This window comes from Ignavibacteriota bacterium (assembly GCA_016713565.1).
In the GTDB taxonomy this organism is placed as follows: domain Bacteria; phylum Bacteroidota; class Ignavibacteria; order Ignavibacteriales; family Melioribacteraceae.
Window position 1 is genome coordinate 915820 of record JADJOX010000007.1, and the last position, 22689, is coordinate 938508.

Here is a 22689-nt window from a genome sequence, read left to right on the forward strand (position 1 = left end):
TTGTTTATAAATTTATTGTTTCAACTTGTTCATTAAAAAGGTCTTTATAACTGAAAATAAAATTTTCTAAATATTCCGAATCTCCTAATCTTAAAATCTCAATAATTGCCGGATCCAATGAAGAAGTTTCATCCCAATTAAAATCACCGATCATCAATTGTTTAGTCATGTAATCAGCTAAATGCACTAACGCTGTTAATTCCTGATTGTTTTCGGCTAAAGATGGTTTGTGGTGGAAATTTATTACGTCGGCAATTGCGATCGGTAAATTCCATCTATCAACCAAAAATTTACCAATCTCCTGATGTGTAAATCCCAAGTGTTTTTCTTCGGCTTCTAAAAAAGTAATATTTTCATTTTTTACGGTATCAATAATTTCTTTGAATTCTTTATTGAAGAATTTATTTATTATTACAATACCAAGATCGTGTAAAAGTCCTGCCGTAAAAACTTCTCCACTTGCTTGATAGCCGAGATCATCAGCAATTTTCTTTGCTGCTGCTGCTGTAAGAATTGAATGCAGCCAGTATTTTTTATGATCAAATTTAGTATCGCTCGATATTTTTAATGAATCCATCATTGACAAAGCAAGAACAATATTTTTAACCTGATTAAAACCGAGAACAACAATCGCAAAATCAATTGTTGAAACTCTTCTGGGAATTCCATGAAGTGGAGAATTTGCGACCGTTAAAATTTTTGTAACCAATCCTTGATCGTGACTTATCATTTTTCCTAAAATATTAGCGCTTGTTTTCGGATCGTCGATAACAGTTGAGACTTCGGAAATTACCTGAGGAATACTCGGTACTGTATATACAGTGGAAAGTATTCTATTTACCCTTTCTTTTTTGGCTTCAATATTTTCGATTGGGTTAGTCATATTGATGTTCAATTTGCTTTTTTAAGTCTTTCATTATTTTGCTGTGAAGCTGAGAAACTCTAGAAACCGTAATATCTAATGCTTGAGATATTTCTTTATAATTCATGTGTTCGTAATAATAAAGTGTAATTATTAAACGGTCTCTTTCCGAAAGATTTTTAATTGCATCAATTAAAAGTTCTCTTTGTTCATTTGAATTATATTCATCATCCGGAGTTTCATATTCAGACGGTATAATTTCGGAAAGTGTAAATCCATCATCGTTATCATAAGGCTGGTCTATCGAAACATTTTTGTAAACAATTTTGTTCGAATCTTGATTTTGATAGTTAGCTCTCGGTTTTATTTGCAACTTTCTCAATTCATCAATTATTTTTCCTCTGATTCTCTGAATAGCGTAAGTTTCAAATTTTGTCCCGAAATCCGGATCGAATCTGTCGATTGCCTCACTTAAACCTTCAATTCCAAACTGAAAGTAATCCTTTTCTTCAACAACATTAAGATTCATAAATTTTGAATTATGGATTACGTAATGAACTAGATTGGTGTAATTTACCATAATCTGTTTTTTAACTACACTTGATGGTTCTGTTTTGAATTCTGTCCAAAGTGTATTATTATCCATATTATTACTTCCTTAAAGATTAGCCCAAGAAATTTTTTTGTTTATCAATTGACGCTTTGTTAATTGCTTTAATAAAAGTGAGGGCAAGAATTGTTAGTAATACCGTTGCTACAAAGAAAATAACAAAAGATTTAATTAGAATATCCTCAACAAACATACCTTGCTGACTAAATATTATAACCGAGATGAAAAATACTAGAAGCCCGATGTTTAATATAATTTTGTTCATTTTTGTCCTCCGGTACATCTATTTTCAAAGAATATACCAACATTATTTTGAGGATTTTACTCGAATTTAGCTTGTTTTTAGGGCTTTTATTGTTGGAATGTGGTTATTATTAACCAATTGTTTGTATTTTAATTTTTGACGCAATTTGGTTAATCTGAGATGTAATCCCAGATGAATTATTTGATTTAACTATAGGAATTTGATTTTGTATCGATTTCACTACTTCTTTGGAAAACGAAATTTCACCTAGGTAATTTATGCCAAGTTTTAAAAAGTGATCCGAGGCCTTTTGTAAATTTTCAAATGCCGTAAATCCTTCATTTTCTTCAAAAGTTTTATTTACAATTACGTTTATTTTTGATTTATATCCGAAATTTTTCAGCATTTTAATAATAACATAACCATCCATTACGGACGTAGGTTCGGCGGAAGTTACAATTATAACGTCATCGGAATAATTCAGCAAATGAAGCATAGATTTATTAACCCCGGCTGAAGTATCAAAAAATATATAATCATATTTGGGAGAAATGATTCTTAGTTCATTCATAAATAAATTGATTTTTTCTTCGGTAAATTCCGGATGATCAATTTTACCTGAGTCGCCTAATATCATGTCCAAATTTTCAGAATAATTATGCACAACTTCGTCAAGATTGTAATCATAATTAAGATAATGAAAAAGATTTTTCTTTGAATGAATATTAAAGAAAGTTCCAATGTTCGATAGATTTATATCAAGATCAACAATTAGAATTTTCTTCCCTTCATCAGATAGTTGAAAAGCCAAATTGCTGCAGAGAAATGATTTACCGGTTCCGCCTTTTCCTGAAGTAAATGAAATAATTTTTGTCGTTTCTTTTACTTCTTCATTTGCGTGAAGCAGGCTGTTCAATTCATATAATCTTTTTGCTTGTCCAAGCATTAATTTATTTTCCCCGTATATATCATATTTGCAATAAATTCGCTGTCTGCCGCTATAATATCATCGGGTATCACTTGTCCGTTTGTTAAATATTTTATTGGGGTTTTAACTTCCTCAACAAGGTTAAACAAATTTCCAAAGGAAACAGCTTCATCTAATTTAGAAAAGATTATTCCGTTATAATTAAGTACTTTGAATTTTTTGGCAACGTCCAGCATTATTTTATAATCACTCGTGCTGTTTAGTACCAAATAAGTTTCGTCTATCTTAACGGTTTTCAAAAATTGATTTATTGATAGCAGAAGCTTTGTGTTATTCTGACTTCTTCCAACGGTATCAATAAACACAATATCTTTATCTTTAAATTTTTTCATGAATTTAGGAATATCTTTAGGTTCGTATGCTACCAAAAAATCAATATTAGATATTTCAGAAAATATTTTCAGCTGATCCAAAGCACCTAATCTGTAAGTATCAATTGATATTAATCCAATATTTAAATTGTGCAGTATTTTAGATATTACCGCAAGCTTTGCTATACATGTAGTTTTTCCCACACCGGTTGGACCAACAATTGAAATAACTTTTTGTCCGCTGTTTTCGTTAAATTCAAAATCGCTTGTAGGAATTAATGAAGCCAATGACGAAATAATAAATTCATCTTTATTGCTTTCGTTTACTATTGCATCATATTGTGAAATTAGCTTTAAAATTTTATTGATATTTTTTTCCGAAACATCTTTTTCCAGCAATGAGTTTTGTATCGTTTGAAAATGAATATTTTTTTGCTCGGCTCTCTTAGGCTTATGTGTTGTTTTTGAAACGGTATTTATCTGGTTATTTGAAATTCCGTAAATTTTTTCGGTAAGTTTTTTCATCTCCGATTCAAAACTTTTAACCTTTGGAACTTCAATTTTTATTTGAGAATTAGAATCGTCTTCATCTAAACTGGCGGTTATTTCAAATAGTTTTTGTTCAACACCTTTGGAATAATCTTCAATTACTTTTGTGCCCAATACAATTGCGTCCTCGCCAAATTCATTTTTCATTTGGGAAATCGCGTCTTTAAGTGTTGTTCCAATAAATTTTTTTATCTGCATTCTAAGCCTCTAATTTTCCAATAAATTCAACTTCAATATTTGCAGGTAATTCTGTAAATGATAAAATAACAACATCAGGGAATGATGAATTTATCAATCTGAATAAATAAGGTCTAATTGTAGCTGATGTAATAAAGATTGGCAAATAGCCAAGTTTTTTAAACTTTCCGGTTAAATTTATTATAGAATTATTTAATGAATTTAACATATCGGGAGTTAATCCTAAAGTATGGGTCGCGTCTCCCTGCTTAGATAATGAATTAGTGATGTATTCTTCAAGACCTTCGCCGATAGCAGCGGCATGAATTATATTATGACTATCTTTGTAAAGCGCCGCGATAGTATCGCCAAGCGAATGTCTTACATATTCAGTAAGTACTTCAATATTTTTCGTTACTTTAGAATAATCAATTAGCGATTCTAAAATCTGTACCAAATCTTTTATCGGCACTAATTCCTTCAATAAATTCTGCAGTACTTTTTGGATTGATCCAAGTGGTAAAGTTTCCGGACTTATATCTTCTATTACTGCAGGATATTCCTGTTTTAAATTTTCCAATAATTGTTTAACAGATTGACGTGTTAATATCTTATCAAAATTCTTCTTAATTGTTTCCTGTAAATGTGTTGATAAAACCGATACTGCGTCAACAACAGTATAGCCAACTAATTCTGCCTTATCTTTTTCCTGGTCCGAAACCCAATATCCGTCCAATCCGAATGCGGGATCTTTAGTTGGTATACCGCTTAATTTTTCACTTAGGTTTCCTGAATTCATTGCTAAATATCTATCGGCGTATATTTCATATTGTGCTACAATATTTCCTTTAATTTTTATGATGTATTCATTTGGTTTTAGCTGCAGATTGTCTCGTACTCTAACAGGTGGTACAAGTACGCCAAATTCAAGCGCTACAAATTTTCTAGTAGATGATATTTTTTGGAATAAGTTTCCGCCTTGAGTATCGTCAACGAGTGAAATAAGTCCATAACCAATTTCAACTTCAACCGGATCAACTTGCAAATAACCTTCAACTTTTTCCTCTTTTTCTTCTTTCGTAGATTCAACATTAGCAGTTTCCGAAAGAAGTTCGGTTTTTTTATTTTTATTTACAAAAAACGTTGCCGCCGTTAAACCGCCGCCTAACATAAGAAAAGGAATTGTAGGCATTCCGGGAATAATGGAAAACATTAATACAGTGCCCGCAACCGTACCTAAAACTCTTGGATTTGATAAAAGCTGAGTACGCATTTGACTGTCTAAAGATTTTCCGCCGGAATTCTTAGTAACAACCATACCTGCAGCCGTCGCAATTAATAATGCAGGAACCTGAGAAACTAAACCGTCACCTATTGTAAGAATTGTATAAGTCTGCAATGCGTCTACAATTGAAAGATCTTTTTGAAATACTCCAATTAAAATTCCACCGACAATATTAATCGCATTTATAATAAGTCCGGCAATCGCGTCACCTTTTACAAATTTGGAAGCTCCGTCCATAGAACCAAAGAATTCTGCCTCACGTGAAATATCACTTCTTCTGCTTCTAGCTTCAACTTCGGTAATTATGCCGCTGTTTAGATCGGCGTCAATTGCCATTTGCTTACCCGGCATAGCATCCAAGGTAAACCTTGCCGCAACTTCCGAAATTCTTCCAGAACCTTTAACAATTACCATGAATTGTATTATCACTAAAATTAAGAAAACAATAAATCCAACAATGTAACTTCCGCCTACAACAAAATTTCCAAAAGTTTCAATTACTTCTCCGGCATATCCGTCAATTAATATTAGTCTTGTAGAACTAATATTTAACGAAAGTCTGAAAATTGTTAAAACCAATAACAAGCCGGGGAAAGCGGAAATTTCAAGAGGTGAATTTATATATAACGACGCAATTAAAATTAATATCGCTAAGGTAATATTGAGAGCTAAGAAAAAATCCAAAAGAAAAGCCGGCAATGGAATAACCATCAAACCAAGAATGAAAATAATTCCAAACGCGAAAATTATGTCGGTATTTTTAAGAATGCTTTTCATGTTAGATTATGCTTCTCTTTTTACTTTCATTTTTTAATTTGAATATATAAGCCAATATTTGCGCGACAGCTTTAAATAATGTTTCAGGAATTTCTTGACCAACTTCGCACGCTTTGTATAATGCTCTTGCCAGTTGAACGTCTTCATGCAAAGGCACATTATTTTTCTTCGCGATTTCTTTAATTTTTTGAGCCAAAAGATCCTGACCTTTAGCGACAACTTTTGGTGCGGCACTTTTTCCAATATCATATTTTAACGCTACGGCAAAGTGAGTAGGGTTTGTAATTACCACATCCGCCTTCGGCACGTCATCAAGCATTCTTTTTCTTGCCATTTCAAATTGTTTGCTTCTTATTTGAGATTTAATAATTGGATCGCCTTCGGTTTGTTTATGCTCTTCTTTAACCTCCTGCTTTGTCATCATCATATCTTTTTTATGTTTGAACTTTTGATATGCAAAGTCGGAAAAAGCGATTACAATATATACTAACGTAACTCGCCAAATAAAATCTATTGAATTTTCAATTGTGTAGTTTACAATTTCCTGAATTGTAAAATTCACCAAACCAATCGAATTAAGAACCATGTCTGAAAGAAAAATATATGAAAATATTCCAATCGCGCTTAACTTCACAATTGATTTTAATGTTTCAACTAATGGACGAGTAGTTAAAAAATTATTTTTAAAACCTTTGATTGGATCTAATTTTGAAAATTTTGGTTCGAGCGCTTTAGGTGTAAATCTAAATCCGACTTGTCCGTAACCTACAGCCAGCGATATAACTATTATTCCGAGAAAAACCGGCATCATTGACATTACAAAAAATGTTAATCCCTTTATCGCGTACATACTTAAAACGTCCATACTTAAACTTAACGTGTCTAGTGATGAGAAAATATAAACGCTTATTTCCCATAATTTACCGCCCAAATATTCTTTGGTAAAAAATAATATCAGCAAACCAGTAGTGAACACAGCGAGTGAATTCAACTCTTGACTTTTAGGAGCAACACCTTTGTTTCTGCTATCCTGAAGTCTTTTTCCGGTTGCTTGTTCGGTTTTTTCTTGTCCGTCTAATTCTGCCATTTAATTAGCCAACGCTTTTACAATTTCAAAAAGTTTATTTTCGTAATCATAGATCAATGTTCTAAATAAGTATATATATAAAGGCATTACCAATGCAACCAGAAATAATCCCAAACCAATTTTTAAAGGAAGCAGTACGAAGAACACTTGGAAAGAAGGGCTTACTCTTGCAATTATTGCGCTTGCCAAGTGTATTAAAAAGAACGCGACCAAAATTGGTGATGATATTTTTATTGCAAGAATAAAAATGCTTCCGCTGAATTTTATTATTAAATCCAAAGCGCTTTGCGTGATTTTAAATCCGCCGAGCGGAATTACTTTAAATGAATACGCAATTGATTCAATTATAAAATGATGTCCGTCTATTAAAATGAAAACTATTACCGCCGCCATTGAAAGCAATGTTGCGATAATATTTCCATCATCTCCAGTAACAGGATCAAACATAGAAGACATCGCTAAACCCATATCCCTGCCTACTAGCAATCCGGCAAATGAAATACCTTGAAAAACTATGCTTATTACAAATGCCATTGTAATTCCAACCATTGCTTCTTTAATCGCGAAAATTGCTATATAAATTAAACTATCGGTTTCCTTAAATGGATATGAGGATACATTAAAGAAGACTATATATGTAACGACCAAAGCAAGTGACAATCTCAATAAATTCGGAATCGCGGTATTGCTATACAAGGGCGCAAAAAGGAACATCGCGCCAATTCTTACAAATATCATAAGTCCGGTTAAAAAATCCGAAATTAATAACGACGTCATTTTACCACCGTTTCAATTAGATTAAATATTTTGTGCGTAAACGAAATCATCTTATCTGTAATAAAAGGTAAAGCAATAATTATCGTTACTGCCGTAATAATTAATTTAGGAACAAATGTTAACGTTGATTCTTGTATTGAGGTCGCTGCTTGAAAAATTGAAATTATTACTCCAACTATCAATCCTGATCCCAATATTGGAAGTAGAATTATTAGTACGGCAAAGAAAGCTTCGCTGAGAATTTCTATAACTAAATCTAAAGACATTTAATTTATTCCTCTTACTATTGATCCAATTACCAGGCTCCAGCCATCGACTAAAACAAAAAGAAGTATTTTAAATGGCATAGAAATCATCATTGGCGGCAGCATCATCATTCCCATCGACATTAAAATACTTGAAACTATCATATCAACCATTACAAACGGAATGAATAAAAAGAATCCAATAATAAATCCAGCTCTTAATTCGCTTAAAACAAATGCAGGAATCAATACGTGTATAGGAAGATCTTTATGATTTTTCGGCTGCGGCATATCTGCAAGCTGAATGAAAAATTTTAATTCTTCGGGTCTCGTATTTCTAAGCATGAAAGTGCTGATCGGCTCTATACCTTTTTCATAAGCTTCTTTTACGGTTATTTTTTTATCTAAATAAGGCTGTAAAGCTTTATCGTTAAATTCGTTCCATGTTGGAGTCATTACAAAAAATGTGATGAACAACGCGACTCCGGCCAAAAGCTGGTTAGGCGGCATTTGCTGTGTTCCAAGAGCTGTTTTAAGAAAATTAAATACAATAATTATTCTTAAAAAAGAAGTAGTCATTATTAAAATAGAAGGAGCTAAAGATAAAATTGTTAGCAGCAGCAATAATTGTAAAGTTACCGCTAAATCTTCCGGCTTATCGGATGATCCTACGTTGACGCCTATACTTGGTATGGTAATTGACTGCGCGCTTTGTGCGTAAATATTTTGCTCAAAAGAAGAAACCGAAATCAACAAAATTAATAATAGGGCTATTTTTTTCATTTTAAGCCCATGTTGGTTTTTAATAAGCTTAAAAAATTGGGTTTTGGCTTCTCAGAGTTTTCGATACTTTCCTGATTAAATATTGTTTCATCAATCTTATCTATAAGATTTACAGATTGCTCGCTTATGCCCAACAAATAAACATTATTATTAAATTGGATTACGGAAACAAATTTTTTTGGTAGAATTGTCTGAGTAGAAATAATTTTAATTTTAGAATTGTTTTTTCCATTTTTATCGAAAGTATATAAATATTTTTTTACTAAAAATAATAGTCCGTACATTATTCCCGCCATTACGGCAAGAATTACAAATATTTGAATAATATCCCAAGTTTTCACTATTTAACACCTTGTAATCTTTCCGAAGTTTCTAATAGACTTGTTATTCTTATGCCGAAATGCTTATCAATAACTACAACTTCCCCTTCAGCAATTTTTTTATTATTAACAAATACATCAACCGGTTCGCTCGCCAATTTTTCCAATTCAATTACATATCCTCTTTCCAATTCCAATATATCTTTGATCTCCATTTTGGTTCTGCCAAGTTCAATGTAAACATTCAGCTGAAGATCTTTTAGAAATTCAAGTTTATCGTCTTCAAAAAAACTTTTTTTCCTGGATTCATTGAATTTCGGAAAGTCCGCGATACTTGCGTTTACAGAAGATTCGTTATTAGCAGTTTCCAAGGCAGCTAACATCTGAGCTTCAGCCTCTTCTTCGCTCATATCCACGTGACCTTTAAGTTCTAGATCTTCAGACTTTTTTGAATTGTTCTCTAAATTATTTGCCATTTTAGTTTTTCCTTTTATCTACCTTTTTTGTAATCTTAACAGCTTTATGATTATTAACAACTCCGGAAACTCCATAAAACATGTGTTTCTTTTCTACGCTGACTTTTACTTCGTCGCCGACTTGAGAATTTAATAAAACAACATCCCCTAATTTTAATTTTAACAACTGACTGAATGATATTGATGATTTCCCGAATTCAACTTCTAGATTTAGTTCGGTTTTCTTTAAATGTTCCGTTAAAATATTCTGGGCGGTTGTACCTTGATATTTAATAGGTCTAATTGATGATAAATTCTGATTTGATAGTTTTGATAGAATTGTGTCGAATGCGTAAGTCGCAAAGCACAAATTCATCATATAACTTTGCTCTCCGAAATGAACTTCAAAAGTAATAAGCAGTACGCTTTCACTTTGAGATGTAATTTGTACAAAATCAATATCCGGTTCAAATTTATCAATTTTAAAGGTATAATCGCCGATTATCTGCCAGGCTTTGCCTAAATCACTTAGAATTTTATTAATTACTACTTCTAAAACTTTTTGTTCAATTGGAGTAATAACTTGAGAGTTTTTCGTTCCTTTTCCATTTCCGCCCAATAATCTATCAACTAAGGTAAGAGCAAATTCGGAACTGAATTCCAAAATGCCCTTTATATCTGTTTGGTTAATATCAAATGTAAATAAGCATGCAGGATTAGAAACAGAAAGAACATATTCCGAATAATAGATTTGGTCGACTGAAGTTACATTACAATTTACAATTGTTTGAAGTTTTGACATCAAAAAAGAGCTGAACATTTCCGCAAAGTTTTCGTTTATATTGTGGATAGTTCTAAGCTGATTTTTAGAAATACGATTAGGCAGCCTAAAATCGAAAGGAATAACTTCCTTTTCCAATTTTAGGTTTTCAAGTTCTGTTTTTGAAGAGCCTGAATCAGCGCTGTTTAAGAGCGCGTCTATTTCTTGTTGCGATAGTACTTCTGCCATTTAGTTTATCACATATTTACTGAAATACACATTTTTAATTTTTGCTTTGGGCAATAGTTTGTTAACCTGACCCATAATTTCTATTTTCAATGAATCTTTTAATTCAACTCTGCTAAGTTCCGCTAACGACTTTTGGGACATCGAATTTAAAATTAAATCTTTAATTACAATTTCATTTTCTTTAAGCATTGTTACTTTTTCTTCATTAGAAACGCCGAATCCAACAGAAAGAAGCAATAATCTTTGTCCGCTTGTTCCCGCTGGGTTAATTATCAAGTCATCTATGCTAAAAATTTGTACCGGGCTTTTACCTTTACCTTCTTCCCCTTCAGATTCTTCAGAACTTTCTGATTCTTCCGTATCTTCAGATTCCGATGAGTCCGAATTTTCAACTTGTTCACCTTCAGAATTTTTATGAGATTCCGAGGCGCTCTTTACTAAAAAATTAGCTGTTATAAAATAGACTAATACCAATTGAACAATAAATAGCGGAAGTCCGAATAAAATAACCTTTATATTAAAACCTTTTTTTGCGGGTTTTTCAGCTTTTGCTTCTTTTTTTGCTTCTTCATCAGCCATTATTCATCTCCAATTTTTAATAATAATTTCAATTGGTATGCCATTAAATAAAGGAGAAAAACTTAAGCAGAATGCCTAAAATGCGCTTTTTTGAAGGGAATTAACTTTTACAATTGTAGAATATTGACCACTTGCCCAATTCTAAAAATTTATTCTTATTTATGGAGTTATAAATTTTGGGGATCAAGTATGATCCCCAAACCTAATAATTTTTACTATCTAACTAAATTTGTTATTTCCTGAAGCAAGGTATCCGATACGGTAATTACTCTGGAATTTGCTTGGAAACCTCTTTGCGAAACTATCATTCTTGTAAATTCTTCAGATAGATCTACGTTCGATTGTTCCAGCGCTCCGGATTGAATTGTTGTATTGCTTGATTCTCCGGGTTCACTAATATATGGTTCGCCGGCGTTTGCGGAAACAGTGTACATGTTTTCGCCGACACTTGTCAACGCGTTTCTATTGGGAAATGTTGATACCAAAATCTGAGCTAATTTTCTTGATTGTCCGTTTGTAAAAACACCTTCAATATAACCGTATTGATCGATACTGATATTTGCTAAAGATGCAGCTGCCGAACCATTTTGTGATGCCGCGGAAACTACCGAACTACCTGAAATTTGAGTAATTCCTTCAAAACCTTCTCCAAGATTTAATTCGATATTTTCTTGTGAAGCTCCTCCGATCGGTGAAAAAGTCAATACCGGCGGATTCGGCGCGATTGAAGCGATTGATCCATCTGAATTAAATGAAATTGTTCCTTCGCTTCCGGCTAATGTACCGCTTGATGCGGGAACATCTGTTACCCACTTCCAGTTATTATCGGCGACCTTAGTAAATTTCAACGTCATTGTATGAGCATTTCCCAAAGAATCAAATATAGATACAGTACCTGAAACTAAAGTCGGTTTTCTATTACTGTCAACAACCGAACTTAAAGTTTTTGTAGCGCCTTCTTTTACGGCTGTGGGATTAAAATTAAAATTAATTCCTAATGTTGGCTCAACTATATTTATATCAGTAGGCGCTGCTCCACCTAATGTCGTCATTTCTCCAGAAGTCGGATCAAATTCAACTTCAACGGTTGTTGGTCCTATTGCGGGAGAAGTCGGATTTCCCTCACTGTCAACCAATTCATAAGTCATATCATAAGTATTGGCTGCGGTTTTAACATAACTTGTATTTAAAGAATATTCATTACCGTAATCATCATAAACTGTTGCACTGCTGGCTTGTTCGGCGCCAACTGCGACATTATTCTGTAAATTTCCGGTTTGAAGAAATTCTTCGGAACGTGTCATTGATGAAGTACTGTCAAGATTTCCATCCCAAACCACATCGGTTGTAGGTACTGCGGGCAATCTTAATTTTGAATCAATTACAATATTTTCAAGGTTATTTCCGGGAGGAACTGTTCCGTCTTCCGTTGCTACTTTACCTTGCACAATTGCTCCATTCTGCGGATTTACCAATTGACCATCGGCATCAAAAATAAACGCGCCGGCTCTTGAATAAAATGTTTCGCCGTTTTTCTTAAGCACAAATAAACCGTCACCCTGTAATGCCAAATCGGTTGTAATACCTGTTCTTTCAAATGTGCCTTGGTTCCAGTTTCTATCAACAGAATTAAGTTTCATTCCTAATCCAACTTGAAAAGTGTTTGTACCGCCGGCTGTATCAGTTGGATTTGTACCATATCGGATGAATTGGTTAAAAGTATCGCTGAATGTAACACGGCTGCCTTTGTAACCAATTGTGTTTACGTTAGCAATATTGTTGCCGATAACATCAAGCATTGATTGGTGATTTCTGATACCGGAAACTCCGGCGAATAAGGAATTAATAAGAGACATCTTAACCTCCTAAGGATTATTTTAATGTATGATTCAACATCAGTCGGTCAGTTGAACCAGGGCGTCCTATGAAGGTCCCGCCCAATTTATTTAGTTATTTAATTATGCAAAAACTACGCTGTCAATATTTGTGAAAATATTTTCATTGCTTTTTTCAACATTCATTGCCGTAATAACTGTTTTGTTAGGAATATTAACGATGAACGCTTTATTATTCATCATAACCAAAGAATCTTTTGCCCCTTTGGCTTCCGCTTTTTGAACGGCATTCTGCAATTTATTCATATCTTCATTCGATAATTCCAATTCTCTTGATTCAATTCTTTTTGAAGCATGATTAGAAAATTTTAATTTTTCTAACTCCGTTTTGAAAATTGAATCAAAACTGGAACTACCTTCTTTAATATTGTTAGCGGGATGTTCTGGCTTAACTATTGGAATAAAAGGAACATTTATTCCATTAATCATATTTGCCATAAATCACCTTTATTTAGATTTTTGTTGATTATCCAAAATTTCAAATACATCTGAAACCAAATATTCTTGATCGTTTATCAGTAAAGTTGTTCCCGAACTTCCGAATCTTACACCGTCAATTGTACCTATTAAATATTGAGCTACTGTCATATCTTCATCATTTAGAGTTGTAGCCGTTAATTCAAAAGTATAATCACCTTCGGTAACTTTGTTTCCATTATTATCGGTAAAATCCCAATCAAGTTTATAGATACCTTCAGTTTTTTCAAGATCATTAAATTCTTTTACTACTCCGCCCGATGAATTTTTTACCACAACTTTTAAATCACCAGCATTTGCCGGCAATTCATAACCAAAGGTTGTTTTATCTTGTCCCGCGTAATTAATTGTATCTCCGGCAATTTTAGCATTTTTGCCAATCAACGTTGCCGTCATAGTATTATTTACGGATTGTGTAAGAAGATAATTCGCGTCAATACTGTTGTTTAAGCTGTCGTTAATATTCTTTAACTGCTCAAGCGAACTGAATTGAGCAAGCTGTGCGGAATAATCGGAACCGTCCATCGGCTCCAGCGGATCTTGATTTTTCATTTGAGCTATCATCAATTGTAAAAACGCGTCTTTGTCCAGCGCGCTGTTGCTTTCAGTTGCGTATTCTGCAGTCGAAGTTGTTGCCGCTGTTGATGCTTTTGTTGTAATACCGTCAATCATTTAATTTTCTCCTATGCTATATATTCATAAGTATTGTAGCCTAACGATTTAGATTTTTTGTCTTCATTATATTCAATGTTTTCCGTTTCATATTGATTTTCATTTGAATTGTTTTTTGAAACAGAGCGTTTTTCACCCTTGTTATTTTTTGGCTGACCCAATGAAATATTAAGTGAATTTAATTGTATTCCGGTTTTTGATAATTCCTCTTGCAGCTTATCAAGATTTTTTTCAACCAGGGTTTTTGCCTGTTCGTTTTCTACCTCAATTGACGCTTTAAGCGCGTTTTCAACGGTTGATAAAGTGATCTTCATTTTACCAAGACTTTCAGGTTTGATATCAAACGTCAGACTTCCTTTTTCCTGATTTGAAATGAATTTGCTAAGCTCTTTTATTATTTCCGTTGATTTAACCGCTTTATGCGCTTTTAACGTCTCATACTCTAATGAAGATTTATTTGTAAGTTCAAAATCTTTTTTAAGTTCATCTTTAATTAGGGAATCAAAATTTGCTTCATGATGAACTTTATTTATTATTTTTTCCGAATTTGCTGAAGATTGTTTGAAGCTTTCGGATAAATTGTGTTTCGTATCTTCCTTTGTCTCGACTTTTTCTGACTCAACTTTATTTGATTTCACCGTACTTATTTCTTCATTTTTATCAGAAACATTTTTAATTCCGCTTTTTACTTTTACGGATATTTTTTGTTTTTCTTCAATTGGAAGTCCATACAATTTTGACGCTTTTTCAGTTACATTATTTTCTTCTTTTTTAACCGCTTCGGTTTTATCTTTTATTACAATTTCATTTACGTTATCAACAACACTTTTTTTCACTTCTGAATTTTCATTCTTAACCGTTATTTTTACATCCTTTTGATCATTTTTTTCAAAAGCGTATATCTTGCTTTCGCTCTTTAATTCAGTTGGTTTAACTTCTATAACTTTTTCATCATTTTTTCTAACGGTGATATTTTCATCTTTTACATTTTTATTATGTACATTTCGCTGAGATTCATATTGGTTTTTAATTATCACTTTTTCATCGTTAGTTTTTAATTCCGGTTTTCTCAATTCATCAATGGGTTTTGATTCTTTTACTTCTAACTTTTCCGTTTTTGTATTTTTTGGCATTTCAATTTTGTTTTCATCTAGCGCGATTTTATTTTCCGATTTTTCATTTTTAATATTCTTAACGTTATCAACTTGTTTATCCGCATTGATTTCTGTCTTAAGTATTTTCAAATCGCTTTTTGTTTCCTTAATTTTTTCCAATTCCGGAATTACAACTTTTGCCGAAGTGTTTTTAATTTCTTTTACATTTTTATTTTCTTCATTTAAGACAGATTCATTTACAATTGATTTTATTTCGCCGGATTGATCTTTACTGATTGTTTTATTTTCTGCTTTTATTTCAGCTTTATTATAAGCCTTAATTTCAGTTTTGTTATCAGATATAACTTCAATTTTATTATTTATCTGTAATTTTTTATCAATGGAAGGATCTGTTTTTATTTCATTTTTTTCCGATGTGTTTAATATACTTTTGACTTCAGATAATTCTTGCTTTGCCGGTTCAAATAGTCGATTTGTTTCTTTTCCCGGTTTTGTTTCCTGATTATTTAATGAAATATTTTTTATTAGGTTCGATTTATAAATTGCGCTATCATTTATTGTTTTTTCAGACTTCTGGTTTTCGGAATTCGCAGACGCTGCTTTTGAATTTTCGGCAGTCGAATTATTATTAATTACTCTAAGATTACTTTTGGAAAACAGTTCATCCTTTAATTCTGTTGATTTATTTAAATTCACATTGGAATTTATCGCGGTTAATTTCAAACCTGCTTCAGAATTATTGAGAATATTTTTCAGCAATCTAAATTCCACTTTATCGGATTTATAAATCTCGCTCATATTAATTTTTCTCAAGTCGGGCGTAATTCTGTTTTCGCTGTTTTTATTTTTTTGAATTACTTCGTCAACCAAATTATCTTGTTTCTTCACAATTGTTATTTTACTTACGCTAAAGTCATTTTCCGATGTTTTTTCGACAGTGGAATTTAAATTCGAGATCAAAGAAATAAATTTAGAATCACCGGTAGAATTATTAACTTCTGTATTGCTCACCTTTTGTTCACTTGGAACAAAACTTATTTTCTCAAGAGGTATTTTAATTGAATAATCATTTTTAATTGACGCGACTAAATTTGAATTAATTAACTGAAATTTTAAGTTATCCTTATTTTCACCAATTAAAGGCTTTGAAGTTTGTTCTTCATTTTTAAATGAAAATACTGAAAGCGTTGGTTTAAAGGATTCTTGATCAGAATTTTGAATTTCATTTACAAAATTGTTTGCCGGAAAATCAAATACAGCTTTTTCCGATGAATTTGACATAGCCGGGTTTTCTTTGTTACTAAATAATGACATAAGCCTCGACTTTTCCGGAACAACCAAAGTTTGAACAATTACTTTTTCACCGGTTTGTTTAGTATCCGCTTCTTTTGATAATTCAATATTTACCGCTGATTTTACGTCCTCCAAATGAAGAAACAATCCGGTATTTTCGGTTAGGTTCTCTTTTATAACATCCTGACCAACTAAATTATTTATAAAGTTTTCCAATTCTCCGCTGAGCGGTTCTTTGCTTATGTATGATATAATTTGATCTTGATTTAACACAACATTTTCGCTGACAAGTAAATGCGCGATATCCGGAGGCAATATGTCGGCAAGATCAAGTTTTACTTTTTCATTATCCTTTTCGGAAAGTTCTGTGCACTTAATTTGCGTACTTGAGTTTTCAATTCCCGCTATCGACGGCAATTGATTCTTTACAATTTCTTGAAGATCTGTCTCCAATAATTTTTTCTGCTCTCTTTCTGAATTCATTACGACTTTTACAATATCCGAGAACAAATATTTATTGTTGGATAATTTTCCGGGTTTTGCAACTAACATTTTGCTGCTGCCCGTTTCGCTGAAATATAATGGATTGAAAATCATTATTCCGCCTTTGTTAGTCTTTGAACTTTTTCGGTATCTAATTTCGAAAGTATTTCTGCCGCTTTTTTCTGCTTCATAGAATATATAATATCTCTAGCTTCATCTTCCGACATTGATTTAATATATTCCGCGGCTTTTGTAGCTTCCATCGCTTCATATAATTTAATCGTCTTTTTTAACCAATCTTGATATTTAGCGCTGTTCTTTTGCGTCATTTTATTTTTAAGCGATTCTATTTCTTTTTCCTTTTCGGAAATTTTTTGTTCATACTGATTGATTAAAGTAGAATCAACTTTATTTACGGTTGTATCTTTAACCGCAATAGAATCCGCGTTTTGTAATTTTAGACTATCTGCAACAGCTAAACTATCCGACGTGATTTTTGCCAAACTATCCTGCAGAGCTTGTTCAACAACAGCTTTTTCCCTAAAGTCAAATTTGAACATATCAACATATTTATTGTTGTAAGTATAAATTCCAATTGTGGTGCCTATAAAAGCGGCACTAAACAAAACAGCATAAATGATAATGTTTTTCACTTTTTTACCTATTAAATTCTTTAACAGCAATTTCGTCTAATTCTATCTGCTCAAGTTTATCTTGAGACTTGAAAAATTCCGCTCTATGCTTTTCTTCAAGTTTTTCAAAAGTTTTTGTCTCTTTAGATTTTTTAATTAATTCTTTCACTTTGTTTTCTTTTTCTATATTCTTTTTAGCCAAATCTTTCTTCAAAATATTAATTTGCCGCTCAATAAAATTTTCATGTTTGGAATAAAATTGCAATTCGTTCATTTTAATTGAACTCTTCTTAAGTTTCTTTGATTTAGTTTCCCATAATTCCCGCTTAAGGTTTTCAATTTCTTTTTTTATCCTTTCTATTTCCAAATTGATAACAGAAAGTTCTTTCATTACAATCTTTTCGAATCTTTCCTTTATTTCTTTAATTGTTTCAAATTTATATTTGAATTTTGTCAACTATCATCCCAAAGGTTTTTCAATTAAATTATAAAGTTTTTTAACCGTATCTGAGTAGGAAGCTCCTTCTTTAATATCTTGTTTTAAGTATGTTCTTAAACCGGATATTTTGCTTAAAGCATGATCAATTTGCGGATTGCTCCCTTTTACGTACGCACCAATATTTATTAAATCCTCAGCTTCATTGTATGAAGAAAGAATTTCATTAAATTCCAAAGCTCGTTTTCTATGGTCATCAGGAATTATATCCGGCATAACTCTGCTTATGCTTTGCAATGGATCAATTGCAGGAAACTGTCCTTTGTTTGCTAACTTTCTCGATAGTACAAAATGTCCGTCCAAAATAGATCTTACGCTGTCGGCAATAGGATCTGTCATATCATCACCGTCGACTAAAACCGTATAGAATCCCGTTATACTTCCCTTTGTTGAAGTTCCTGCTCTTTCCAATAATTTTGGAAGCACGGCAAATACAGAAGGAGTATAGCCTTTTGTCGTTGGCGGTTCACCGATTGTAATACCAACTTCTCTTTGCGCATGGGCAAATCGTGTTACGGAATCCATCATCAAAACAACATCTTTTCCTTGATCGCGGAAATATTCCGCAATAGTTGTTCCAATATACGCGGCTTTAATTCTTGCCAGCGAAGGCTTATCGCTTGTGGCAACAACAATTACCGATCTTTTTAAACCTTCTTCTCCCAAATCTTTTTCAATAAATTCTCTAACTTCTCTGCCTCGTTCACCCACAAGAATAATTACGCTTATATCCGCGGTTGTGTTTCTGGCTATCATGCCGAGCATTACACTTTTACCAACTCCGCTGCCGGCAAATATTCCAACTCTTTGTCCTTTACCAACTGTTAAAAGTCCGTCTATTGCTCTTACACCTGTTTGAAGCGCTGTGTCTATTCTTTTTCTTGTTAAAGGATTCGGCGGTTCTCTATGTGTATTTTTAAATATTGAAAAATTTATTTCGCCTTTATCATCAATCGGATTACCGAATCCGTCAATTACTCTTCCTAATAATTGATCGCTTACACCGATTGTAAAACTTTTTCCCGATGAAACAATTTGGCATGAAGGTGCGATATTTTGAATTTCACCCAAAGCAATTGAAAGCACTTTTCCGTCTTTAAATCCAACTACTTCCGATTTACAAATCTCTTTACCGTTTCTATCTATTATCGTACAAATTTCTCCCAAGGAAACATTCGGTCCGACCGAAATAATAATAAATCCAATAACATCCGTTACTTTTCCGTTAAGTTTTATGGAATCTGTCGAATCGATTATTTGAGCATAAGTCTCGGTAATATTTTCCAAAAGATCTATCATAGATTTTCTGTTTTTAGTATTTTGTTTTCTAATGCTTTAGTTATTTCATTTAATTGACTTTCAATTCTTGCGTCCAAATTCCCAATTTCCGTTTCAATTAAACATCCGCCTTTGCTGATACTGTCAGAAGTCTCAAATCTAATTTTTGAAATTCCGATACTGCTTAAAAATTCTTTGCTTGTTTTCTCAACAATTTTAAATTCAGAAGGATTTAGCTTAATTGTTATTTCATTTGCTCCAATAATTTTACTTAAATTTTGTTCAAGCATTTCATTGATTATACTTTTCTGTTCTAATTCTTTTCTTAATATTTTTTCCGCAATTTTATTAGAGACCATAATTACCGTTTTATGAAAATTGTTCTCGTAAAATTTTTGATTATCCTCAAACGATTTAAGTATTTTATAAAATTCTTCCGCTTGTTCAATCAATTCTTTGCTTTGTTTTTCATTCAATTCTTCCGCGGCTTTTAGTCTGCCTTGTTCAAATCCTTTTTGATATTCGTTTTCAAGTTCAATTTTATGAGAATTTTCAATTTTCTCTTTTTCCAAAAATTCCGCGTAATCGGAAAATGCTTTATTTTCCTCATCTTTTTGGGCAATTACCGCTTTAAGATTACGAGCTTTTATATTAAGCCGAATTTTCTCAGACATATACTTCTTCGGAACCACCGCCTCTAAAGCTGATTGTTACTTCTTCCTGTTCTTCTAACTTTTTAATTACGTCTACAATTCTTCCTTGGGCGGCTTCAACTTCTTTAAGTTTTACCGGACCCATAAACTGTAATTCTTCTTTCAATAAATCTGCTGCTCTTTCAGACATGTTTCCAAATACCTTTTCTTGAACTCTTTCTTCCGCGACTTTTAACGATAAGGCTAAATCTTTTCTATCGACTTCCTTAAGAATTCTTTGAATATCTCTATCTTGCAAATGAATTATATCGTCAAACAAGAACATTAATCTTTTTATTTCAAACGCAACGTCTTCATCTTTAGTTTCAATTGCGGATATAATCTCTTTATTCATTGAAACATTTATTCTATTAAGAATATTGGCTACACTTTTTGTTCCGCCTAATTGTCCCATTGTTTGGTTTATTGAGAAACCGGCAAGCTCGTCAACAACTTTTTCAATTTGCGTAAGTGTTTGCGGAGAAATTTTGCCCAAGGTTGCAATTCTATAAATTACGTCTGTTCTAATATCTTCAGGTAATTCAATCAAAGCCTGTGCTGTTTGATCGGGATTCAAATGCGATAAAATCAATGCGATGGTTTGAGGATGTTCTTTGTTTAAGAAATTAACAAGCTGAGTTGAATCCGCTTTTTTAAGTACGTCAAAGCCGTGCAATGTGGTAAGATTTTTTACCTTTTCAATAACTTCCATCGCTTTGGAAAGTCCGAAAGATTTTTCCAAAACTTGCTGAGCATATTCTAAACCGCCTTCCAGAACATATTCACGAGCTGTAACCAGATCATGATAGTCATCAATAACTTGTTCAACAATGTGAGACGGAATATTTTTAACTTTTGAAATTTCAGCGGATATTGCTTCAACATCCGTCGGTTCCAAATATTTAAAAACTTGAGAAGCCGTTTCAACGTTTAGCGCAATTAATAACAAAGCTGATTTTTGAATTCCATTTAAATCTTTTTTTGTAATTGCGGGACTTTTTAATTGCTCACTAGTACTCATCTTCTTTCAACCATGAATTAATTAATTTTGCAGCTTCTGCCGGATTTTTACTTACATAATTTATAATCTTATCTTGCTTCATTTTTTTCATTACCGCTTCATCAGAAATTTCATCTTCTATATCACCCATTTCAAAATGAGTTTTCTTACTTTTTTTGCTCTTTTTAATCGCTGTTCCGGGATCCCAAATAGGAGCTTCTAACCTTGATTCAAACGAAGTATCCGTAAAGCTTCCAACGCCCCCGCCGACTGTTCCAATCATTATCTTTTCTTCTTTTAATTTTGTGAGCAGCGATTTCAGAATAAACGCGGCTCCAAGTATCCCGATCAGCAGAAGTAAATAATTCATATAATTACCGATGTTATCTAATGGCGAACTGCCGTCATCTTCCGAATCCAAATTATTTGTTTCAAATGGAATACTTACTATTGAGATTTCATCGTTTCTTGTGGGATCAATTCCAACTGCTTGTTTTAAAAGTAATTCCAATTGCTGCAATTGTTCTTCCGATCTAGGTTCGTTTACTATTGTTGTTTCTTCGCCATTTTGAACTTCGGATTTTACTCCGTTTATAACTGCGGCAAGCGTTATTCTTTTAATTGTGCCAGTTCCGCCGATCATATGTTCAATTGTTTTGCTTAATTCATAATTGGTTGTAGTTGATTCGGAATAAACAGCGTTTGAATCGCTTACGCTTTTTCCGTTGCTTGTGTTTTTGGAAGACTGCTCGCTTACCGCTACTTGTGATTCCGGATCAATTGTTTCTAAAGTTTTTTCAAGCTGATTAAAATCCAATTCAACATTTACTTTAACATCAGAGTTGTCATATCCTAAAATTTTGTCAAGTATTGTCTGAGCTTTTTTCTCAAGATATTTTTCCACACTGCTTTTAATTTCATACTGTTTGCCGCTATTTATAGCTAATTCGCTGTCTTCCGGTTTTTTCGAAAGTAATCTTCCTTTATTATCAATAATTGTTACATTACCGATTTCCAATCCTTCCACACTGGATGCAACAAGATTTGTAATAGCAAAAATGCTGCTTTCGGGAAGCGTATAATTCGATCTTAATTTTAAAACAACCGACGCGGTCGCCTTTTTTTGATCATCTTTAAATACTGCTTTTTCAGGTGTAACAATATGAACCCGCGCGTTTTCTATTCCTTCCTGTTGAATTATTGTTCTTGCGATTTCTCCTTCAAGCGCTCTTTTAAAATTAAGCTTCTGCATGAACTCAGACATTCCGATTGTATTTTTATCAAAAATCTCATAACCTATCATGCCCGTTGAAGGAATTCCTTTACCGGCTAAAGCCAAACGTACTTCGTATACAACTGTTTTGGGAACACTGATTGTATTTCCGTTATCTTCTAATTTGTATTGAATTTTTTGGTTATTTAAGTAGTCAACTACCTGCGATGCTTCTTCAGGCGCAAGGTTGGAATATAATGTTGTATAACTTGGTTCATTAAACGCAATTAAAATAAATATTAAAAGAATTACGGCAACAACACCAATTCCGCCAAGCATTAATCGCTGCTGAATTGTTAATTTGTTAAAAATATTAACTATAGCC

At 32.7% G+C, this 22689-nt stretch carries 24 protein-coding genes; all 24 read right to left on the reverse strand.

The features are described 5' to 3' along the window. Positions 1-4: 4 nt before the first annotated feature. Positions 5-832: an HDOD domain-containing protein gene (locus IPK06_11370; protein MBK7980569.1), complete on the reverse strand. Its 828-nt coding sequence runs from the start codon at positions 830-832 to the stop codon at positions 5-7. 43 nt (positions 833-875) lie between these two features. Further along, positions 876-1508: a sigma-70 family RNA polymerase sigma factor gene (locus IPK06_11375; protein ID MBK7980570.1), complete on the reverse strand. Its 633-nt coding sequence runs from the start codon at positions 1506-1508 to the stop codon at positions 876-878. Between the two features lie 19 nt (positions 1509-1527). Further along, on the reverse strand, positions 1528-1737 hold the full coding sequence (locus IPK06_11380) for a hypothetical protein (protein ID MBK7980571.1): 210 nt from the start codon (positions 1735-1737) through the stop codon (positions 1528-1530). Between the two features lie 109 nt (positions 1738-1846). Further along, entirely contained in the window at positions 1847-2662 is an 816-nt protein-coding gene (locus tag IPK06_11385) for an AAA family ATPase (GenBank protein MBK7980572.1), read from the reverse strand. After that, entirely contained in the window at positions 2662-3762 is a 1101-nt protein-coding gene (locus IPK06_11390) for a hypothetical protein (protein MBK7980573.1), read from the reverse strand. The genes IPK06_11385 and IPK06_11390 overlap by 1 nt, the downstream gene beginning before the upstream one ends. Before the next feature lies 1 nt (position 3763). Then, entirely contained in the window at positions 3764-5803 is a 2040-nt protein-coding gene (flhA, locus tag IPK06_11395) for a flagellar biosynthesis protein FlhA (protein ID MBK7980574.1), read from the reverse strand. A gap of 1 nt (position 5804) precedes the next feature. Next, entirely contained in the window at positions 5805-6890 is a 1086-nt protein-coding gene (gene flhB, locus IPK06_11400) for a flagellar biosynthesis protein FlhB (GenBank protein ID MBK7980575.1), read from the reverse strand. Beyond that, positions 6891-7667, reverse strand: coding sequence for a flagellar biosynthetic protein FliR (gene fliR / locus IPK06_11405; GenBank protein ID MBK7980576.1), 777 nt, complete (start codon positions 7665-7667; stop codon positions 6891-6893). Beyond that, positions 7664-7933, reverse strand: a complete 270-nt coding sequence (fliQ, locus tag IPK06_11410; GenBank protein MBK7980577.1) for a flagellar biosynthesis protein FliQ — start codon at positions 7931-7933, stop codon at positions 7664-7666. The genes fliR and fliQ overlap by 4 nt, the downstream gene beginning before the upstream one ends. After that, a complete protein-coding gene (gene fliP / locus IPK06_11415; protein ID MBK7980578.1) occupies positions 7934-8695 on the reverse strand; it encodes a flagellar type III secretion system pore protein FliP in 762 nt (253 codons plus the stop codon). Then, the gene (locus tag IPK06_11420) at positions 8692-9036 is read right to left on the reverse strand and encodes a flagellar biosynthetic protein FliO (GenBank protein ID MBK7980579.1); all 345 of its coding nucleotides are present in this window, start codon (positions 9034-9036) and stop codon (positions 8692-8694) included. The genes fliP and IPK06_11420 overlap by 4 nt, the downstream gene beginning before the upstream one ends. After that, entirely contained in the window at positions 9036-9398 is a 363-nt protein-coding gene (gene fliN, locus IPK06_11425; GenBank protein MBK7980580.1) for a flagellar motor switch protein FliN, read from the reverse strand. The genes IPK06_11420 and fliN overlap by 1 nt, the downstream gene beginning before the upstream one ends. 94 nt (positions 9399-9492) lie before the next feature. Beyond that, the gene (gene fliM, locus IPK06_11430) at positions 9493-10479 is read right to left on the reverse strand and encodes a flagellar motor switch protein FliM (protein ID MBK7980581.1); all 987 of its coding nucleotides are present in this window, start codon (positions 10477-10479) and stop codon (positions 9493-9495) included. Next, entirely contained in the window at positions 10480-11058 is a 579-nt protein-coding gene (locus IPK06_11435; GenBank protein MBK7980582.1) for a flagellar basal body-associated FliL family protein, read from the reverse strand. A gap of 215 nt (positions 11059-11273) precedes the next feature. After that, entirely contained in the window at positions 11274-12914 is a 1641-nt protein-coding gene (locus IPK06_11440) for a flagellar hook-basal body complex protein (GenBank protein MBK7980583.1), read from the reverse strand. Positions 12915-13016: 102 nt separating this feature from the next. After that, entirely contained in the window at positions 13017-13391 is a 375-nt protein-coding gene (locus IPK06_11445) for a flagellar protein (protein MBK7980584.1), read from the reverse strand. Positions 13392-13400: 9 nt separating this feature from the next. Beyond that, positions 13401-14102, reverse strand: coding sequence for a flagellar hook capping protein (locus tag IPK06_11450; protein ID MBK7980585.1), 702 nt, complete (start codon positions 14100-14102; stop codon positions 13401-13403). Between the two features lie 11 nt (positions 14103-14113). Then, the gene (locus IPK06_11455) at positions 14114-17107 is read right to left on the reverse strand and encodes a flagellar hook-length control protein FliK (GenBank protein MBK7980586.1); all 2994 of its coding nucleotides are present in this window, start codon (positions 17105-17107) and stop codon (positions 14114-14116) included. After that, the gene (locus tag IPK06_11460; protein ID MBK7980587.1) at positions 17107-17646 is read right to left on the reverse strand and encodes a hypothetical protein; all 540 of its coding nucleotides are present in this window, start codon (positions 17644-17646) and stop codon (positions 17107-17109) included. The genes IPK06_11455 and IPK06_11460 overlap by 1 nt, the downstream gene beginning before the upstream one ends. Positions 17647-17650: 4 nt before the next feature. Continuing rightward, the gene (fliJ, locus tag IPK06_11465; protein ID MBK7980588.1) at positions 17651-18082 is read right to left on the reverse strand and encodes a flagellar export protein FliJ; all 432 of its coding nucleotides are present in this window, start codon (positions 18080-18082) and stop codon (positions 17651-17653) included. A gap of 3 nt (positions 18083-18085) precedes the next feature. Then, positions 18086-19420: a flagellar protein export ATPase FliI gene (fliI, locus tag IPK06_11470; protein MBK7980589.1), complete on the reverse strand. Its 1335-nt coding sequence runs from the start codon at positions 19418-19420 to the stop codon at positions 18086-18088. Beyond that, the gene (locus IPK06_11475) at positions 19417-20073 is read right to left on the reverse strand and encodes a hypothetical protein (protein ID MBK7980590.1); all 657 of its coding nucleotides are present in this window, start codon (positions 20071-20073) and stop codon (positions 19417-19419) included. Before IPK06_11475 ends, fliI begins: the two co-directional genes overlap by 4 nt. Further along, a complete protein-coding gene (fliG, locus tag IPK06_11480; GenBank protein MBK7980591.1) occupies positions 20066-21112 on the reverse strand; it encodes a flagellar motor switch protein FliG in 1047 nt (348 codons plus the stop codon). The genes IPK06_11475 and fliG overlap by 8 nt, the downstream gene beginning before the upstream one ends. Then, entirely contained in the window at positions 21102-22643 is a 1542-nt protein-coding gene (gene fliF / locus IPK06_11485; GenBank protein MBK7980592.1) for a flagellar M-ring protein FliF, read from the reverse strand. The genes fliG and fliF overlap by 11 nt, the downstream gene beginning before the upstream one ends. Positions 22644-22689: the final 46 nt, after the last annotated feature.